The organism is Cellulosimicrobium sp. BMG9.23, assembly GCF_059159985.1.
Genome location: NZ_JBZGBZ010000005.1, coordinates 123,018 through 141,456, shown reverse-complemented (window position 1 = coordinate 141,456; position 18,439 = coordinate 123,018). Strand labels below are relative to the sequence as shown.

10 protein-coding genes, 1 tRNA gene and 1 other RNA gene are annotated in these 18,439 nt (G+C 71.7%); 10 read left to right on the top strand and 2 right to left on the bottom strand.

Going from position 1 to position 18,439, the window contains the following annotated elements; genetic code table 11:
* The first annotated feature begins 49 nt into the window (after positions 1–49).
* Positions 50–8,356 (top strand): DUF5979 domain-containing protein, encoded by an 8,307-nt coding sequence (locus AC4H2G_RS09390; RefSeq protein ID WP_494365489.1) that lies wholly within the window; start codon positions 50–52, stop codon positions 8,354–8,356.
* Positions 8,357–8,664: 308 nt separating this feature from the next.
* Positions 8,665–9,129, top strand: a complete 465-nt coding sequence (locus tag AC4H2G_RS09385; RefSeq protein WP_494365488.1) for a DUF488 domain-containing protein — start codon at positions 8,665–8,667, stop codon at positions 9,127–9,129.
* Here AC4H2G_RS09385 and AC4H2G_RS09380 read toward each other — a convergent pair.
* Together AC4H2G_RS09380 and AC4H2G_RS09375 are read right to left on the bottom strand one after the other, a co-directional pair.
* Positions 9,126–10,001 carry a DUF8757 domain-containing protein gene (locus AC4H2G_RS09380; RefSeq protein WP_494365487.1) on the bottom strand — a complete coding sequence of 292 codons (876 nt, stop codon included), beginning with the start codon at positions 9,999–10,001 and terminating at the stop codon, positions 9,126–9,128. The genes AC4H2G_RS09385 and AC4H2G_RS09380 overlap by 4 nt on opposite strands.
* A 251-nt stretch (positions 10,002–10,252) precedes the next feature.
* Positions 10,253–10,341 (bottom strand) — tRNA-Ser (locus AC4H2G_RS09375).
* A gap of 137 nt (positions 10,342–10,478) precedes the next feature.
* On the opposite strand from AC4H2G_RS09375, the gene ffs reads away from it, so the two are divergent.
* The 8 genes from ffs to AC4H2G_RS09335 all read left to right on the top strand — a co-directional run bounded on the left by ffs (position 10,479) and on the right by AC4H2G_RS09335 (position 18,424).
* Positions 10,479–10,575, top strand: an RNA gene (ffs, locus tag AC4H2G_RS09370) — signal recognition particle sRNA small type.
* 414 nt (positions 10,576–10,989) lie between these two features.
* Positions 10,990–11,910: a MetQ/NlpA family ABC transporter substrate-binding protein gene (locus AC4H2G_RS09365; protein WP_494365486.1), complete on the top strand. Its 921-nt coding sequence runs from the start codon at positions 10,990–10,992 to the stop codon at positions 11,908–11,910.
* Between the two features lie 194 nt (positions 11,911–12,104).
* A complete protein-coding gene (locus AC4H2G_RS09360) occupies positions 12,105–13,319 on the top strand; it encodes a methionine ABC transporter ATP-binding protein (protein WP_494365485.1) in 1,215 nt (404 codons plus the stop codon).
* Positions 13,319–13,981 (top strand): methionine ABC transporter permease, encoded by a 663-nt coding sequence (locus AC4H2G_RS09355; protein WP_435737173.1) that lies wholly within the window; start codon positions 13,319–13,321, stop codon positions 13,979–13,981. The genes AC4H2G_RS09360 and AC4H2G_RS09355 overlap by 1 nt, the downstream gene beginning before the upstream one ends.
* A 69-nt stretch (positions 13,982–14,050) precedes the next feature.
* Entirely contained in the window at positions 14,051–16,996 is a 2,946-nt protein-coding gene (locus AC4H2G_RS09350) for a DNA polymerase III subunit gamma and tau (protein WP_494365484.1), read from the top strand.
* 34 nt (positions 16,997–17,030) lie between these two features.
* A complete protein-coding gene (locus AC4H2G_RS09345) occupies positions 17,031–17,231 on the top strand; it encodes a hypothetical protein (protein WP_494365483.1) in 201 nt (66 codons plus the stop codon).
* A 9-nt stretch (positions 17,232–17,240) separates the two neighbouring features.
* On the top strand, positions 17,241–17,840 hold the full coding sequence (gene recR / locus AC4H2G_RS09340) for a recombination mediator RecR (protein ID WP_494365482.1): 600 nt from the start codon (positions 17,241–17,243) through the stop codon (positions 17,838–17,840).
* A gap of 14 nt (positions 17,841–17,854) precedes the next feature.
* Positions 17,855–18,424 carry a DUF5063 domain-containing protein gene (locus tag AC4H2G_RS09335; protein ID WP_494365481.1) on the top strand — a complete coding sequence of 190 codons (570 nt, stop codon included), beginning with the start codon at positions 17,855–17,857 and terminating at the stop codon, positions 18,422–18,424.
* The last annotated feature ends 15 nt before the right edge of the window (positions 18,425–18,439 follow it).

The following is an 18,439-nucleotide window of genomic DNA, read 5'->3' as shown; positions in this document are numbered from 1 at the left end:
TGCACGACGACGTGCGCCGAGGTGGGGTGCGCGAGCGGAGGACACCGCGATGGGGGATCGTCGAACGACGGCCAGCGGCACGACACGGCTCGGCCGGTCGCGGCAAGAACGGCGCGAGCGCCGGTTCCGCCGCGCCTGGGCGGCGGTCGGGACGGCGCTGCTCACGCTTCCGCTCGTCCTCGCGCCGGCGCTGCCGGCGGCGGCGGCGGAATGGGGCATCCAGAAGCAGGTGACCAGCGGGCCGGGCCCGTACGAGCCCGGGCAGAACGTGACCTACGCGATCCAGATCTCCTGCTCGGACCCCAACCTCGATCCGTGCGTCAACGCGGTGATGACCGACGTGCTGCCGGACGAGCTCGTGCTCGTCGACGCGACGGTGAGCAGCGGCGGGGGCGAGGTCGTCGCGGACCTCGAGTCGAACACCGTGACCTACACCAACCCCGAGGTGCCGAACGGCCAGCAGGCGCTCATCACGGTCACCGCGCAGGTCGACCCCGATCTCCCGTACAGCGAGAACGGCGTCCCGATCCCGAACACGGCGACGGTCGACGCCGACAACGCCGAACCGGTGTCGGACGACGTCGAGATCACCCCCGTCGTCGAGCTGGTGCTCGGCTCCGAGACCACCAAGGCCATCGACCCGGAGGGCGCGCTCGCCGAGCCGGGTACACCTGCGACGGTGACCCTGGGCTCGACCAACACCTCCAACGATGCGGTCGACACCCTCGTCGTCTCGGAGCCGGTCGACCCGGCCGCCGACCCGAACCCCTTCACCTACCTCGAGTTCACCGGTTTCGGGCCGACCGGCGACGGCACCGGTGTGACCTGGCCCGCGGGCGCGACGTCGGCATCCGTGGCCTTCACCTGTGCAGACGGCTCCGCGCCGGTCGAGGAGACCACGACGGCAGGCACGCTCCCCGACCCACCGACGGGCTGCGTCGTCGAGGGCTACACCGTGACGTTCTCCGGCGAGATCGAGCAGGGTGCCACGGCGACGATCCCGTTCGCGGTGCAGCAGAGCGCTGCGGTCGAGGACCTGGACGAGCCCACGACGATCACGAACGACACGTCGTCGTACGTGACCGACGGGGACGTCCCGTCCGAGCCGACCACGGCGAGCGACACCTACGTCATCACGCCGCCGAACACGAGCGTCACGGCGTCGAAGAGCTTCGACCCGGCAGAGGTGAGCGCCGGGGCCCCGACGACCGTCACCCTGGGTGCGACCAACACCGGCACGCCCGTGGACACGCTGACGATCGTCGAGCCCGCACCCGGGACGGACAGCCCGTTCGAGGGCGAGGACCCGATCACATTCACCGGCTGGGGCACCGACGGTGCGGGTGCGGGTGTCGTGTGGCCCACGGGAGCGACCGAGGCCACCGTCACCTTCACCTGTGCCGACGGCACGACGCCGAGCGGTAGCACCACGACGGTGAACACGCTGCCCGACCCTCCCGCCGGATGTGAGGTCGTCGGGTTCACCGTCGCGTTCACCGGGACCATCGTCAGCGGCGGGGCGGCGACCGTCCCCTTCGCGGCGGACACGGATCCCGACCAGGTCCCCGACAACGTCGCGCACCCGAACCAGATCGAGGCCGAGGTGCCGAGCGCCGACCCGGCGACGGCGGACGCGACTCTCGTCACGCTGGTCGACCGGCTCGCGACCGACATCGAGAAGATCATCACGCCGTCCGTGATCCCGGCCGAGCCGGGGCAGAGCGTGGTCGTGCAGCTGCCGAGCTCGCTGCTGCCTTTCGGCCCGGACGGCTCGACGACCGACGCCAACACGTTCGTCGTGCAGGAGCCGCAGGACCCGGCGAACCCCGGCGAGTTCTGGGCGAACTTCGAGGCCACGGGCGTGCGCAGCACGGACGTGCCGGCGAACGCGACGCTGACGGTGAACTACTGGGACGGCGACTCGTGGGAGCCGGCGCCCGGCTGCGGCCCCACCGACGGCCCCGCCACCGTCGACTGCGACCTGCCCGCGGGCGCGGAGGGTGTGCAGTTCGTCTACACGTCGGACGACGGCTTCCCGCCGGGCACGGAGTTCCAGCCGAACTTCACGGCCGACTACACCGGCCCGACCGACCGGGACGACCCGATCGAGAACTGTGCCTCGTCCGCCGCCTCTGCGGACACGGTCGACCCGACCGACCCGGTCCAGGGGTGCGACACCGTGGACCCGTTCCCGACGGACGGCACCGGCGGTCCGGGCGACTTCATCGACAAGACGATGCTCGGCGACCCGGCGACCGTCCGGGCCCGCACGGACGACCAGGTCACCGCCCAGATCACCTGGTCGACCGGCGGATTCTCGGGTGTGGACCCGATGGTGGTCTCGGACATCGAGAACCCCGAGACCACGGCGATCGCGGACTCGTTCTACGACGCGTTCAACCTGGTCAGCGTGGATCCTATCGACGCGACCGTCGATCCCCTCATCCAGTACGACCAGGTCGAGAGCGTCGAGCTGTTCATCGGCGGCGCCTGGGTCGAGGCCTCGGGCGACCCGTGCCCGAGCGCCTGTGACGGGACGTTCCCGGGCTACACGCTGACGGACGAGGAGCAGGAGTCGGCGACGTCGGTGCGGCTCACGTACACGGAGTCGCCGTCACGTCCGGCGACCAACCCTGACCCGACGGCCCCGCTGCCGGGCGAGGGCGTCGCGCGCTCTTCGCAGGCCGACGGACGCCACCTCGACCTCACGTTCCAGGTCCGGGACTACAAGCGCAGCGACCCGTCCGTCGCCGTGCTCGGCGCCACGTCCGGCACGCTCTACAACACCGACACCGCGGGCGTCGTCAACGACACCGCCGAGGGCACGGCGACGTACGACGGCGAGGAGTTCACGGACGCAGACGCCGACACGGCCGAGATTCTCGACGTGCCGCTCAACGTCACGGTTGACAAGGAGTGGACGGGCGGCCCGCTCTCCGTCCCTCCGCCCGGCACGCCGGACGAGTTCTACCCGTCGACCACGGTGACGGTCACAGGAACCAACAACTCGGCGGCGAAGATCGAAGAGCTGCGGCTCGCCGACCCGGGTGCGGTGGACTCCGACGAGGTGCAGACGGCCCCCGGGACCCCGCCGTTCAACGCCTTCACGCTCACCGCCATCGACCTCACCCCGCCCGCCGGCGCGACGTCGACGACGGTGACCCTGACGAATGCCGCGGGTGAGACGGCGACGTTCACTGAGGAGGAGGCGGAAGCCCTGGCGCCCGGCGTTCTCGCCGAGGTCGTCGGGGTCGAGGTCGCCTACGACGGTCTCGTCGAGCCGGGTGCGTCCGGTTCGATGGACCTCACGCTCCAGCTCCGGGAGACCGACCGGTACACCGAGGCCCCGGTCACCGTCGCGGACTACAACCCGGTGCCGAACGGCGCCGTCGCGACGCTCGACGACCCGGGCGGCACGGGTGGCGACGTCCGCCAGGCGTTCGACGACGCGACGATGGAGCTTCAGGACGCCGCGATCGCGCTCGACGTCACCAAGGCGTTCAACCCCGACACGATCGTCGAGCCGAACAACGGCGTGGGGGAGAACGGCGACCTCCCCGTGATCATGACGCTCACCGGGCGTCCCCTGGGACCGTCGCGGAGCGTCGAGATGGTGCTGACCGACGACGACGCGCAGTTTTGGAACCAGTACGACTTCGTGGGCATCGACTCGAGCGCCGTGCTCGCCACCCCGATCGACCAGGTGCAGGTGGACGTCTTCACGGGCGGCACGTTCGTCGGCGAGCCCGGCTCGCCCGACCCGGTCACCGTGACCGGCGGCGACTGGGTCGAGGGCGAGCCGTCGGGCACGTTCACGCTGCCGGCCGGCGTGGACCCCGCCGACGTGCAGGGCCTGCGCTTCACGTTCACCCGGGCCGACGGGGAGATCTGGGAGAACCCGGCCACCCCGACCCAGACGGTGCCGGTCCAGGTGCTGCGCCGGGACGAGATGCGGTCGGGCGGTGAGGTGCAGCACGACCTGGCGTCCAACCCGGCGGCGCCGGGCGAGGCCGCGCCGGGCATCGCGAGCAACTCCGTGGACGGCACGACCACGGGAGCCGACCTGGTGGTCGACCCGGAGACGGGCGAGGTGGGTCCGGTCTCCGCGTCCGACGACGCCGAGGCGCAGATGCTGTACCAGCACGCGACGAACGGCGTGACGATCGTCAAGGACTTCAAGGGTGTCATCACGGGCGGCACCGCGGGGCCCTCCGACACGTTCGCGATGAACATCAGGGTCACCAACACGGGCGACCGCCCGATCATCGACCCCGTCGTCAGTGACGCGATGCCGACGGACGCCGAGGGCCCGCAGCTCACGCTGGCCGACGTCGACGAGCCGTTCAGCTATGGCCTGGAGGGCGCCGACCCTGACACCAGCACTCCAGATCTGCCGACCGACGCGGGCGACGTGACGGTCGACCAGACCGGCGACATCGAGAGCCTCGGGTTCACGTTCCCCGAGGGGTCGGTGCTCGAGGTGGGGCAGGTGTACACCATCACGGTGCAGGTGAGCTTCCGGTTCGCCATCGAGCCGCAGACCCTCGTGGCGAACACCGCCGGGGTCACCGGTGACCGCCCCTGGGACGAGTGCCAAAACCGTGTGGGCAACCCGACCGAAGGTGACCTGGTGGACGGTCGGATCAACACCGAGACCGGCGCCTGCGAGGCTGATGCCGACATCACCCCGACCGGCACCGCCGTGCTGCAGCAGCAGAAGTTCGTCAAGGCGACGGACGACGACGAGCTCGACGTCATCATCGACCCGGCGTACGAGGGTCCGGTGACCGAGTGCGTGGTCAACTCCTTCGGCTTCTACGGCTACCCCTGCACGCCGGTCATCGCCCCGGGGCACGACGAGACGTGGCGCATCCGCGTGGACAACATCGGCAACCTGCCGATGAACAAGGTGGTCATCTACGACCGGTTCCCGACGCCCGGCGACACGGGCTCCTCGCCGACCTCGACGACCCAGCGCGGGTCGCAGTGGACGCCCATCTTCACCGACGACCCGCTGCCGCAGGTCGTCAACGCCCCGCCCGGCAGCGAGGTGGAGTACTTCTACACGACCGTGGACGACTACTGCGGCGAGGACATCCAGGATCCGCTGAACGAGCCGATCTGCCCGACGGACCCCGAGACCGGCTGGGCTCCGCTCACGACGGACCTGAGCGACGAGGTGCTTCAGTCGATCACCGCGATCAAGAACGTCATCACGTTCCCCGAGGACGACCTGTTCCAGCCCGGACAGTTCATCGCGCTCGAGGCGACGTCGACCACCCCGCCGGTCGCCCCGGAGGCCGGGGACGAGTCGATCGCCTGGAACTCCGCGGCGGCGTCCGGCGTCGTCGTCTCCAACCAGGGCAACTTCAACCTGCTGCCCACCGAGGGCGTCAAGGTCGGCGTCGCGACGGCGACCGGGCCGCTCGAGGTGAACAAGGTCGTGGAGGGTGAGGGCGCGGACAACGCGCCGGAGTCGTTCGACCTGACCGTCGAGTGCACGTCCGCCGTCGGGAGCTGGGTCGAGACCGAGCTCGATCCGATCCCCATCACCGTGACACCCGGAACCCCGGTCGTCGTGCCCAACCTCCCGTACGGTGCCGAGTGCACCATCGTCGAAGATGCGAGCGCCGGTCAGACCCGCGTGGTCCTCGAGCCGAGCACCGTCACGATCGACAGCGAGGACCCGGCCGACCCGACGTCGATCACGGCGATCAACGTGTACGAGCTGTCGAGCATCGACCTCTCCAAGGAGGTCGTGACCGACGCCGTCGACCAGGACGGCGAGTCCGTCCCGTTCGGGCCCTTCGAGGCGACGGTAGAGTGCACCTTCCTCGGCGAGGCCGTGTACGCGGAGGGCTACGGGCCCGACGACCCGATGGTCGTGACGATCGAGGACGGCGAGTCGGTCGAGCTCGCGGGCCTGCCCGTGGGCTCGGAGTGCACGGTCACGGAGACCGGCACGGGCAACGCGTCCTCGGTGACGATCACCGTCGACCAGGGCCTGCCCGGTCACCCCGTGACCACCGACGGTCCGACGACGGACCTCACGCTCCTGGGCGACGTGCTCGGCGTCGGCACCAACGACGTCACGCTGACCAACACCTACGATGTCGGTGCGATCGGCCTCCTCAAAGTCGTCGACGGCGAGGGTGCGGACGCCTACGGCCAGGGTCCGTTCACCATCGCGGTGCTCTGCGAGTACGACGACGACGCGGACGGGCCGCTCGAGCCTCGCACCGTCTACGAGGGTGACGTCGTGCTCGGTGGCGCAGGGCCGCTGGAGGCGCAGATCGCCAGCCTGCCGACGGGCGCCGAGTGCTCCGTCACGGAGACCGACGACGCCGGGGCGACGGGCGCCGTGGTCCTGCCCGAGAGCGTGACCGTCGGCAGCGGCGACGTCGCCGAGGTCGTCATCACCAACACGTTCGACGTCGGCTCGATCGAGGTGGACAAAGAGCTCGACGGGCTCGGCGCGCTGTACGGCCCCGGCCCGTTCGAGGTCGAGCTCGCGTGCACGTACGAGGACGTCGAGCTGACGATCCCGGGCGGCGCGACGCGCGTGCTCGTGCCGGGCGATCCCGTCGTCTACGACGGATTGCCCGTCGGGTCCGAGTGCGTGCTGGAGGAGACGAACGACTTCGGGGCGTCGTCGACCACGATCACGGTCGACGGAGGCGAGCCGGTGACGATACCTGACGGCGAGTCGCCGGTGGTCGACATCACCGTGCCACCGGTGACCGACGGCGAGCCGACGACCGTGGCCGTGGCCTTCACCAACACGTTCGAGACCGCGCCGCTCGTGGTGCAGAAGGTCGTCGACGGCGACGGAGCGGCGTTCGCGCCGGCAATGCCGGAGCTGCCGCCGTTCCCCGAGATCCCCGACGGCCCGCTCGACCCCGCGACCCTCTTGCAGATCCTCGAGGAGCTGGCGGAGTACCTGCAGGCCGTGCCGTTCGACGAGTTCCCGTACGCGGTCTCGCTCGAGTGCACCACCTCCGAGGGGGTGCCGGTGGAGACCATCCCTGGCGGTCCCGACCGGCGGTTCGGCCCCGGGGTCCCCGCCCTCTACTTCGGGCTCCAGGACGGCGACTCGTGCACCGTGACCGAGACGGAGACCGCCGGGGCGACGTCGGTGACCGTCGCACCGGACCCGGTGACGATCGACGGTGACGCGCCGCTCGAGGATCCGGCCACGGTCGTCGTGACGAACACCTACGACGTCGGTGGGTTCACCGTCGAGAAGGTCGTCGACGGCGAGGCCGCGCAGTTCGGCGTCGGGCCGTTCGAGGTCTCGGCGGAGTGCACCTTCGAGGGTGCGCCGATCGACGTTCCTGGCGGCGCGACCCGCGAGGTCGGGCCGGGCGTCCCGGCGGTGTACGACGGCCTGCCCATCGGTGCCGCGTGCGTCGTCACGGAGACGGAGGCCGCCGGAGCCACGTCCACGGTGGTCTCGACGACCGTCGGCGACGGCGAGCCGGGACAGGTCGTGGTCCCGACCGTGGACGAGGACCCCGCGGTGATCACGGTGACCAACACGTTCAACGCAGGCTCGCTCGTGGTGGACAAGGTTGTCGACGGCGAGGGCGCCGAGGCGTTCGGTGCCGGGCCGTTCGAGGTCACCCTCGAGTGCGCCTTCGAGGGCGCGCCGATCCAGGTCCCTGGTGGACCGACCCGTGAGCTCGTCCCGGGCGAGCCCGCGACCTACGACGGTCTGCCGATCGGTGCCGAGTGCGTCGTCACCGAGACCGCGACGGGCGGCGCGACGTCGAGCACGGTCTCCGCCGTGGACGACGGCGAGCCGGGCGCCGTGACCATCGCGGCCGACCCGGCCGCGGTGACCGTGACGAACACGTTCGACGTCGGCCAGGTCGTCGTGACCAAGGAGCTCGACGGACCCGGCGCCGCGGAGCACGAGGGCGACGAGTTCGTCGTCACGCTCGCGTGCACGTGGGACGTCGACGGGGTCGAGACCGACGTCGTCGTCCCGGGCGGCGCCGAGCGCACGCTCTCCGCGGCGGACGACTGGACCGCCGTCTACGAGCAGGTGCCGCAGGGCGCGACGTGCACGGTCGCGGAGACGGACTCCGGTGACGCGGAGAGCGTCACGATCGTCGTCGACGGCACGGAGCTGACGACCGACCCCGCGGACGGCGTCCCGACGTCCGACCCGTTCGTCGTCCCCTTCGGGGATGACGCGCAGGTCGACGCGAGCGTGGCGAACACCTTCCCGAGCACCGGTGGCGGAGACCTGCCACGGACGGGGTCGACGGTGCTCGCCGTGACCGCCCTGGCGATCCTGCTCCTCGCGACCGGCGCGATCCTCGTCGCGGCACGCAGGCGCGAGGACGCCTGACGCGTCAGTGCTCGCAAGGGGCTCGCAGGGCTCGCAGCGGAATCCGCCAGGGCTCGTCGGCACCCTCCGGCGGGCCCTGCACGCGATGATCACGGACGGAAGCGGCCAGCCCCCTGCCGTTGCGACGCTCGGGGCCGTAGGCTGGGGGGAGCCGTCGGCGGCACCGCCGGCGCTCATGTCCCGGCGCGTCGGACCGTCGGGACGTCCGAGAGGCCCGTCGCACCCTGTGCGACGGGCCTCTGCGGTATCGGCCACTGTCCTCGTGTCCGGTTTCGGCGGGTCGGCCCGAGTCGTGAAACGATCAGCGGATGACGGTGCGACACGACGTGATGGGCTGGGGCTACGAGGGTCGATCGGTGGACGAGCTCGTCAGTGATGCTCGCCGAGGTGCCGTCGTGGCCGTCGTGGACGTTCGCCTGAACCCGATCTCGCGCAAGCGCGGCTTCTCGAAGACGGCGCTTTCGGCGGCGCTCACCGCTGGTGGTATCGAGTACGTCCACCTGCGCGCGCTGGGCAATCCGAAGGACAACCGCGCCGGATTCGCAGAGACGTCCACGAGCGGCGGTCGGGAGGCTCGCGAGCGGTTCGCCGACGAGGTGCTCTCGTCGGTGGGTGCTCGGGAAGCGCTCGAGACGATCGAGGAGCTGCAGGGAAGGGGTGCGGTCATGCTCCTCTGCTTCGAGTCAGAGGAGCGGTGCTGCCACCGGTCGCTCGTGCTCGAAGCGCTGCGGGCTCGTGCAGACCGCGAACAGTCGGAACTCGTACTGGCTTAGAAGAGCTGGGGTTCTGGCCGGCTCCCGGTCGGAGGCCAAAAGACGCCGAGCACCATGAAGGTGCCCGGGTGCTGGTGCTGGTTTCCGAGGTAGAAGTGCGTGTCCTTCGTCGGGCCGGCCATCTCGTCGAGGAACTTTGAGCGCATCTCAGCCCGTGCCTGCTCGTTCGTCCTGCGCTCCCGGAGCAGGCGGCGTCCGAGCTGGCCGGCCTCCCAGTCGATGATCGACTGCTGGTGACCGTTTCCCGAGCAGCTCTCGCAGCGGTAGCGGTACTTGGCGATGAACGGAGATGCTTCGAGAGGCTTGAGGGTGTTGCCGAAGAGGTCAGCCTCGGCCAGCTCGGCGAGTCCGGTGGAGGGCTTGTAGTGCTCGTTGTCGGTGACGACGACGTCGAGGACCTCGGTCGGGCGGATGAGGCCCAGAGATGGGGCGGCCTGGCCTGCCGTGCGTGCTGCCGTGGCGAGGTCGCACGCCGTGGTGGCGCCGACGAGCGGCGCGATGAGCGACCATCTGTCGCGCCATCCTCGTGTAGACGGTATACGCGTACCGACGCGGAGCGTCGAGAGATCGGGACGCATGCTCTCGGGTCGCCGGTCCTGCCCGTCGGATCGTCGTGCTCGGACTTGGACGATGGTGTACTTCCCGAACTGGACGTCTTCCGGCAGGTCTCGGAACGGGACCGGGAACAGCCGGATCCACCTCGGTTCCCCTCCGTCGAGACGTACGCCGGCGACACACACTGACTCGCCCGTTCTGCGTCCGATCACCGGGTATGCCTTGACCGTGACGAGCGCAGTAACGACCTCCCAACCGGGGCGTTCTTCGACGCCGAGGTCAAGGACCCCCGGCGGAAGCGCATAGTCCCTGCTCACGTGCTCCCCCTGCTCGTTTGCTCGTCATCGGAGCGTGCCGCGTCCGACGCCGTTTGCGAGTGGATACTGCCGGATTCGGCTCGCACCCGCCAGTCTCCGTCGGTGCAGGTGGTGTTCCGGGGCAAGGAGCGAGGGGTTCGGCGACTGGTGGTTGAAGAGGAGCGTCCTCGAGGCCAGGCGAATGATGGGCACGGCCGGGTACGACAACGGCCCCCGACCCACGTTCGTGCAGGTCAGGGGCCGTTTAACTCTGGCGGAGGATGGGGGATTCGAACCCCCGAGGGCTTTTAACCCAACACGCTTTCCAAGCGTGCGCCATAGGCCACTAGGCGAATCCTCCTGGTGCACTCCGGTCGCAGCAGGATCCTGAGAACGGACCGGGGTAGCGCAACGAGGATACCGGACCGCGGTGCCAGGGCCGAATCGCGCGCTCTGCGGCCGGTTTCTGGCACGGCCCGGTCCTGGGCTAGGCTGGGTGCAGACCCCTCGTGCGGCACTATCTCGCCGAACTCCCCCAGGGCCGGAAGGCAGCAAGGGTAGGTGAGCTCTGGTGGGTGTGCGAGGGGTCCTTCACGTCTCCGGCCGCCACCACCGACGTCGCGCCACTCCCAGCATGTGACCAGAACCGCGTCCACATCATGGACGAACGGGCTCCGGGATTGGCGCGCACGCGCCTCGCGTGCCCATGATGAACGACATGAGCTCGTTCCCCGTCGCCGCACCGGTCCCGCGCGCAGCGTCCTGCGTCGCGATGCCGTGTTGTCGCCGCGCACGGGGCGCCGGGCGAATGTGCGGCTGCTGACACCCGCGCCGTCGTCCCCCGCAGGGCTTCCCTGCACCTGACCGACCTGCTCCCGTCGCCTCGCGCGCCGGACCGGTCCACCCGCTCGCCACGTGGCTGATGGCCCGTCGGAAGCACCCCGATCCCCGCAGGCACCCCTGCACCCCGTCGTGCCGACCTCGCGCGACCCCGTCGAAGGGCCATCCCATGTCGTTCTCCACCACGTCGTCCCGCACCGCCCGCAAGCGTCTGACCTGGACTGCGGTCGCCGTCGCCTCCGCCCTGGCCCTGACGGCGTGCTCCTCCGCCGACGACTCCGCGGGCACCTCCTCCGGCGGAGCGGACGACCCGTTCCGCATCGGCGTCGTCGGCGCGTCCGACGACAAGTGGGCGGTCTTCCAGGAGCAGGCGCAGGCCGAGGGCATCGAGATCGAGCTCGTCGACCTCCAGGACTACACGCAGGCCAACCCAGCACTGTCCCAGGGCGAGCTGGACGCCAACCAGTTCCAGCACCTCCAGTTCCTCGCGGGCTACAACGTGGACGCCGGCGACGACCTCCAGCCGATCGGCGCGACGGCCGTCTACCCGCTCGCGCTGTACTCGACCAAGCACACGTCGCTCGAGCAGATCCCCGACGGCGGCCAGGTGGCCGTCCCGAACGACCCGACCAACCTCGCCCGCGCGCTCCTCGTGCTGCAGGAGGCGGGCCTGGTCGAGCTCGAGGACGGCGGAAGCTCGATCTCGACGGAGGCGGACGTGCTGCCGAGCTCGAAGGTCACCGTCACCCCCGTCGACGCGGCGCAGACCCCGATCCAGCTCCAGTCCGTCGACGCGTCGATCATCAACAACGACTACGTCGAGGACGCGGGCCTCACTCCCGAGGACGCCCTCTTCGAGGACGACCCCGACTCCGACGCCGCCAAGCCCTACATCAACGTGTGGGTCGTGCGCGCCGAGGACAAGGACGACGAGACGCTCCTGAAGCTCGCGGAGCTGTCCCACTCGCCCGAGGTCGTCGAGGCGGAGAAGACGGCGTCCGGCGGCACCGCGGTCATCAAGGAGAACTCGCCCGCCGAGCTGCAGGAGATCCTCGCGGGCATCGAGGACGACATCCGCTCCGCGTCCTGACCAGTCCTGACCCGTCCTGACCCGTCGGGAGCGAGGGGTGGGCGCGCGAACGCGCCCGCCCCTCGCGCGCCGTCGTGCCTCGCGGAGGACGATGGCAGGCGGGTTACCACCCGACCAGGGGCTCCCACGAGGCGCCCCAGCACAGGCCCAGCACAGGCACCCGGAGGCGCGTCCTCCGACGAGAGGACCCGACCGTGACCGACGGCCCCCGAACCCAGGGCGGTGACGAGCAGCCCGCGATCGAGCTGCGCCACGTGAGCAAGACGTTCGGCGAGGGCGACGACGCCGTCCACGCCGTCGACGACGTCTCCCTGACCGTCCGGCGCGGGGAGATCTTCGGCGTCATCGGCTACTCGGGGGCCGGCAAGTCGACGCTCGTGCGGCTCGTCAACGCGCTCGAGACCGTGACGAGCGGCGAGGTCGTCGTCGACGGCCAGGTGATCACGGGCCTGCCCGAGCGGCGCGTGCGCGACGTGCGCTCGCGCATCGGCATGGTGTTCCAGCAGTTCAACCTGCTGTCGTCGCGCACCGTGGCCGGGAACGTCGCCTACCCGCTCAAGGTCGCCGGGTGGTCGCGCGAGGACCGGGTGGCCCGCGTCGCGGAGATGCTCGCGTTCGTCGGCCTCTCCGACAAGGCGAAGGCGTACCCACGCCAGCTCTCCGGCGGTCAGAAGCAGCGCGTGGGCATCGCCCGTGCGCTCGCGGCGTCGCCCACCATCCTGCTCGCCGACGAGGCGACGTCCGCGCTCGACCCGGAGACGACGCGCGAGGTGCTGGCTCTCCTGCGGCGCGTCAACGCCGAGCTCGGCATCACGATCGTCGTCATCACGCACGAGATGGAGGTCGTGCGCTCGACGTGCCACCGTGTCGCGGTGATGGAGCACGGCAAGGTCGTCGAGACGGGTGACGTGTACGACGTGTTCTCCGCACCCAGCGCCGACGCCGCCCAGCGGTTCGTCGGCACGGCCCTGCACGACCGGCCGTCGCGCGAGACGCTCGCGCGTCTGCGAGAGCGCCACCCCGGTCGCCTCGTCACGGTCGGCGTCCGCGAGGGCGCGAGCACGGGGACCGACCTGTTCCGCCTCCTGCGCGAGCACGACGTCGACGGCTCGGTCGTCTACGGCGGCATCTCCGAGGTGGGGGAGCGGCCGTTCGGCTCGCTGACGGTGGAGCTCGACGCCCCGGAGGACCGCGTCGCGCCGTTCCTCACCGCGCTCGCCCAGCGGGCCGACGTCGTCGACCTCGGGACGGCGGCGCACCCGCTCGAGGACCCGCGCGTCGCGCGTCTCACCGCGGGCCGGGCCGAGGCCGGTGACGACGGTCCTCCCGACCCCGGAGGAGACCTCGGTGACCCGTACGGCACCGGCCGCGACACCGTCTTCCGCCACGGCAACCTCGGAGGCCGCTGATGAACCGCGACTGGTCGCAGCTGTGGCCGATCCTCGTCGAGTCGTTCGGCCAGACGCTGCAGATGGTGTCCGTGGCGCTGCTCACGGGTGGCCTCGCGGGGCTCGCGCTCGGCATCGCGCTGTACGTGACCCGGCAGGGCAACCTGCTCGAGAACCGCTGGGTGTTCGGCGTGCTCAACGTCGTGGTCAACGTCGTGCGGCCCATCCCGTTCATCATCTTCGTCACGCTGCTCGGGCCCGTGACGCTGCAGGTGGTCGGGACGACCCTCGGGACCGAGGCGTTCATCTTCCCGCTGTCGGTGATGACGGCGTTCGGCACCAGCCGCATCGTCGAGCAGAACCTCGTGGGCATCGACCCGGGCGTCGTCGAGGCGGCGCGCGCGATGGGCGCGTCGTCGTGGCGCATCATCACGACGGTGCTCGTCCCCGAGGCGCTCGCACCGCTCATCCTCGGGTACACGTTCCTCTTCATCGCGGTGCTCGACATGTCGGCGATCGCCGGGATCATCGGCGGCGGCGGCCTGGGCAACTTCGCGATCGTGTACGGCTATCAGCGCTACAACTGGGGCGTCGTGGTCGTGACAGTGATCGTCATCATCGCGATCGTGCAGCTCGCCCAGCTCCTCGGGAACTGGCTCGCACGCAAGGCGCTGCACCGCTGACCTCGGCGTCCGTCCACCGCTCGACGGACGGCCTCGTGCCTGTCGGTCCTGACGTCTAGAGTGGCCGGGGTGAGCACCGCCCTGTACCGCCGCTACCGGCCCGAGACCTTCGCCGAGGTGATCGGTCAGGACCACGTGACCGCGCCGCTCATGCAGGCGCTGCGGAGCGGCAGGGTGAACCACGCGTACCTCTTCTCGGGCCCGCGCGGCTGCGGCAAGACGACGAGCGCGCGCATCCTCGCGCGCACGCTCAACTGCGCGCAGAACACCCCGGAGACACCGATCGACACCCCGTGCGGGCAGTGCCCGTCGTGCGTCGACCTCGCGCGCGGCGGCCCGGGCAGCCTCGACGTCGTCGAGATCGACGCCGCGTCGCACGGCGGCGTCGACGACGCGCGCGACCTGCGCGAGCGCGCGACGTTCGCGCCGACGCGCGACCGGTACAAGATCTTCATCATCGACGAGGCGCACATGGTCTCGCCCGCGGGGTTCAACGCGCTGCTCAAGATCGTCGAGGAGCCGCCGGAGCACATCAAGTTCGTGTTCGCGACGACGGAGCCGGACAAGGTCATCGGCACCATCCGCTCGCGCACCCACCACTACCCGTTCCGGCTCGTCCCGCCGGACGTGCTCGGCCCGTACCTCGAGGAGCTGTGCACCGCGGAGGGCGTCGGGGTCGGCTCGGGGGTCTTCCCGCTCGTCACGCGCGCGGGCGGCGGCAGCGTCCGCGACTCGCTGTCCGTCATGGACCAGCTCATCGCCGGCGCGGAGAACGGGCAGGTCGACTACGAGCGTGCGGTCGCGCTGCTCGGCTACACGCACGCCACGCTGCTCGACGACGTCGTGGACGCCCTCGCGGCACGTGACGGCGCGAGCATCTTCCGCGTCGTCGACCAGGTGATCGCCACGGGCCACGAGCCACGTCGCTTCGTCGAGGACGTGCTCGAGCGCCTGCGCGACCTCATCGTCATCGCCGTCTCGGGCGAGGAGGCGCAGGCCGTCCTGCGCGACCACCCTGCCGACCAGCTCGCCCGCATGCGCACGCAGGCGCAGAACCTCGGTATGTCCGAGCTCTCGCGCGCCGCCGACCTCGTCAACGCGGCGCTCACGGAGATGGCCGGGGCGACGTCGCCGCGGCTGCACCTCGAGCTGCTCGTCGCGCGGCTCCTCCTGCCCGGCGCCGACGACGGCGCCGCGGGCTTCGCGGCCCGCCTCGACCGCCTCGAGCGCGGCGGCCTGGGCGCAACACCCGCCGGCCCGGTCCCCGCCGCGGCGGGTCCCGTCGCCACCGGGCATCCGCTGCCCGACGCCACCGTGCGTCCGGTACCCGACGCCGCCGCCTCCGGACCCGTGGTCTCCTCGCCGGAGCCCGGGCTCACCGGTGCCGCCGCGGTCCGTGCGGCGCTGCGCCCGGCCCGGGGAACCCTGCCTCCGCCTGCCGGCTCGACGCCCGCCCCCGCGTCCTCTCCTGCTCCTGCCGCCCCGACGCAGGCGCCGGAGGGCGAGGCTGCCGCGAGCGTCCCGACCGAGCGCGCTCCGGGCCAGGACGCTCCACGCGACACGCCCGCCGAGGAACCCGGCGTCCGCGCCGTGCCCGATGCCGGGTCGCCGGAGGGGTCGACCGACGAACAGGCAGGTTCACAGGTCGCGGAGCCGACGCAGGACCAGACCGAGGAAAGCTCGGCAGCACCCGCCGAGGAGCCGGCCGGAGCGTCGGCGGAAGCGCGTGCCGACGAGCCGGCGGTGGCGCCGAGCGAGGCGCAGGCCGCGCACGTCGGGCAGAGCGTGGAGATCCCCGCCCCGGCGGCCGCGCCGAGCGGTGCGACGGCGGCGATGACGACCGAGGAGCTGCGGCGGCGCTGGCCCGAGGTCCTCGAGACGCTGAGCTCGAGCCGCGCGACGTGGTCGCTCGTCAGCATGAACGCTCAGGTCGCGGAGCTGCACCCGGACGTGCTGTTCCTGGCCTTCCCGTCGCCCGGTCTCGCCCGGACGTTCTCCTCCTCGCGGCACACCGCGGCGGTCCAGGACGCCGTCTACCAGACGCTCGGTCTCCAGCTGAGGGTCGAGCCCCGCCTCGCCGAGGACGGCCCTGGCCAGGGCAGCAACGGAGGGGGCGGGGGCGGCTCGGCCCCCGCCGGCGATCCCGGGGGCCCGGGAGGCGTCGCGGTGCCGGACCCGGGCGTGGACGTCGAGCCGGCGTCCTGGGCCGCGGAGCACCCGGCCCCCGCGAGCCCCCCGGTCGGCGACGACGGCGCTCCACCGGCCGGAGCGACGTCTCCCGCGCGGGCGAGCGCGATCCCGGCGCTCGCGGGCTCGACCGTCGGCTCCGCCACCGCGGTGCTGGACGCCTCGCGCAGCGGAGCGGTAGCTCTTCAGGAGCGACCGGTCCAGCCGAAGACTTCGCCGTCACCTCAGGCCGCGGTGGTCGACGCGGCCGACGCGGCCTGGCTCGCGGGCGCACCGGTGACGGTCGCCGTGACGACACCGTCGGTCACCGCAGGTGCCGTGGGCCCGTCGTCGCCCGGCCCGACGTCGACAAGCCCGACGTCGACAAGCCCGTCGTCGCCAGGCACCGCACCGTCCCGCGGGACGCCCTCACCCGGGACGACGGCGCGCAATGCCGCCGCGGACGCGGGACCGAGCCCCTCGGGCGGCGTCGATGCGGCGGACGAGGCGTGGCTCGCCGGCGCGTCGCTCTCCGAGCCGCCCGCGGACCTCGACGACGGCCCGGAGCCGGAGCCGGTCGTCGAGCAGGACCGCCGGCAGACCGCTCCGTCACCCGCGACGGCCGAGACACCCCGCCAGGCCGAGACACCTCGCCAGGCGGCGGAGCGTCGCGAGGCCGAGCGCCGGGCGGCCACGCGCGTGACGGCACCCGTGCGCGTCGCGCCGGAGGACGACGCGCCCTCCGCCGACGACCCGGACATCGTGTCGACGGGCCTCGTCGGTGCCCAGCTCGTCGTGCGGCTCCTCGACGGGAAGATCGTCGAGGAGATCCAGGACCCGGGCGCCTAATCGTGCCGCGCGGTTCGCTGCACCACGTCGAGCTGTGGTCCCCGACCTCTCCCGCGCGGGGCGGTACGTGGCGACGGCGTGCGAGCACGGGTGGGCGCTGCTCTTCGGGGACCGGCACCCGTTCGCGGGCGGTCCCGACCACTACGCCGCCTATCTCGAGGACGCCGACGGCTTCGAGGTCGAGCTCGTCGCGTCGTCCGGAGCGGCGGCAGGGCACGTCGGCAACGCCCCGTAGGCTGGGGGAGTGTACGAAGGCGCTGTCCAGGACCTGATCGACGAGCTCGGCCGACTCCCCGGCGTCGGGCCCAAGAGCGCGCAGCGCATCGCGTTCCACCTCCTCGCGACCGACGCCGTGGACGTGCGGCGGCTCGTCGACGCGCTCACCGAGGTCAAGGCGCGCGTCCGGTTCTGCGACACGTGCGGCAACGTCGCCGAGTCCGAGCAGTGCCGCATCTGCGCGGACCCGCGGCGCTCGACCGACGTGATCTGCGTCGTCGAGGAGCCCAAGGACGTCGTCGCGATCGAGCGCACGCGCGAGTTCCGCGGGAAGTACCACGTGCTCGGCGGCGCCATCAACCCGATCGAGAACGTCGGGCCGGGCGACCTGCGGATCGCGCAGCTCATGACGCGCCTCGCGGACGGGCAGGTCACGGAGGTCATCCTCGCGACCGACCCGAACGTCGAGGGCGAGGCCACCGCGACCTACCTCGCGCGCATGCTCGGCCCGATGGGCCTGCGCGTGACTCGCCTCGCCTCCGGGCTACCGGTCGGGGGAGACTTGGAGTACGCCGACGAGGTGACCCTCGGGCGGGCGTTCGAGGGACGCCGCCTGATCGGCGGCTGACGGAAGGGACCGGCATGGGCGAGATCCAGCACGACCCGGAGCTGCGCGAGATCGCGGAGGAGACGGCCGCGGAGGCCCGCGCGTACCTCACGACCACTGCGCAGGTCGCCGCCGGCGCGACGCCGGGGGCCGTGCTCCCGCTGCTGCTCCTGGCTCTGTCCGACGTCCTGGCGGTGGGCGCCCGCCTCGGGGCGATGGGCGACGTCGTGCCCGTCGAGCGGTTCGAGCCGGACGCCGGCCCGGACACGGACCTTGACCCGCTGCGCACCGCGCTGTCCCGGCTGTTCGACGGCTTCGACGACTACGTCGAGATCACCGACCCGCTCGTCGGCGCCGAGGTCGGCGCGGCGTCGCTGTCCGGCGACCTGGCGTGCGTCGCCGAGTGCCTCGCGAAGGGACTGCAGCACTTCGAGGCGGGGCGCGAGCTCGAGGGCCTGTGGTGGTGGCAGTTCTCGTACGTGTCGCTGTGGGGCGAGCGCGCCGCGAGCGGCCTGCGCGTCCTGCAGAGCGCCCTCGCCCACCTGCGGCTCGACGTCGAGGACGACGTCGCGGCCGAGGCGGAGTACGACGCCCTCCAGTCCTGACGCGACGGCACCCGT

Excerpts from the sequence above, each read along its gene's own strand:
- AC4H2G_RS09390 (WP_494365489.1), top strand. The coding sequence starts at position 50 with ATGGGGGATCGTCGAACGACGGCCAGCGGCACGACACGGCTCGGCCGG.
- AC4H2G_RS09385 (WP_494365488.1), top strand. The coding sequence starts at position 8,665 with ATGACGGTGCGACACGACGTGATGGGCTGGGGCTACGAGGGTCGATCG.
- AC4H2G_RS09365 (WP_494365486.1), top strand. The coding sequence starts at position 10,990 with ATGTCGTTCTCCACCACGTCGTCCCGCACCGCCCGCAAGCGTCTGACC.
- AC4H2G_RS09355 (WP_435737173.1), top strand. The coding sequence starts at position 13,319 with ATGAACCGCGACTGGTCGCAGCTGTGGCCGATCCTCGTCGAGTCGTTC.
- AC4H2G_RS09335 (WP_494365481.1), top strand. The coding sequence starts at position 17,855 with ATGGGCGAGATCCAGCACGACCCGGAGCTGCGCGAGATCGCGGAGGAG.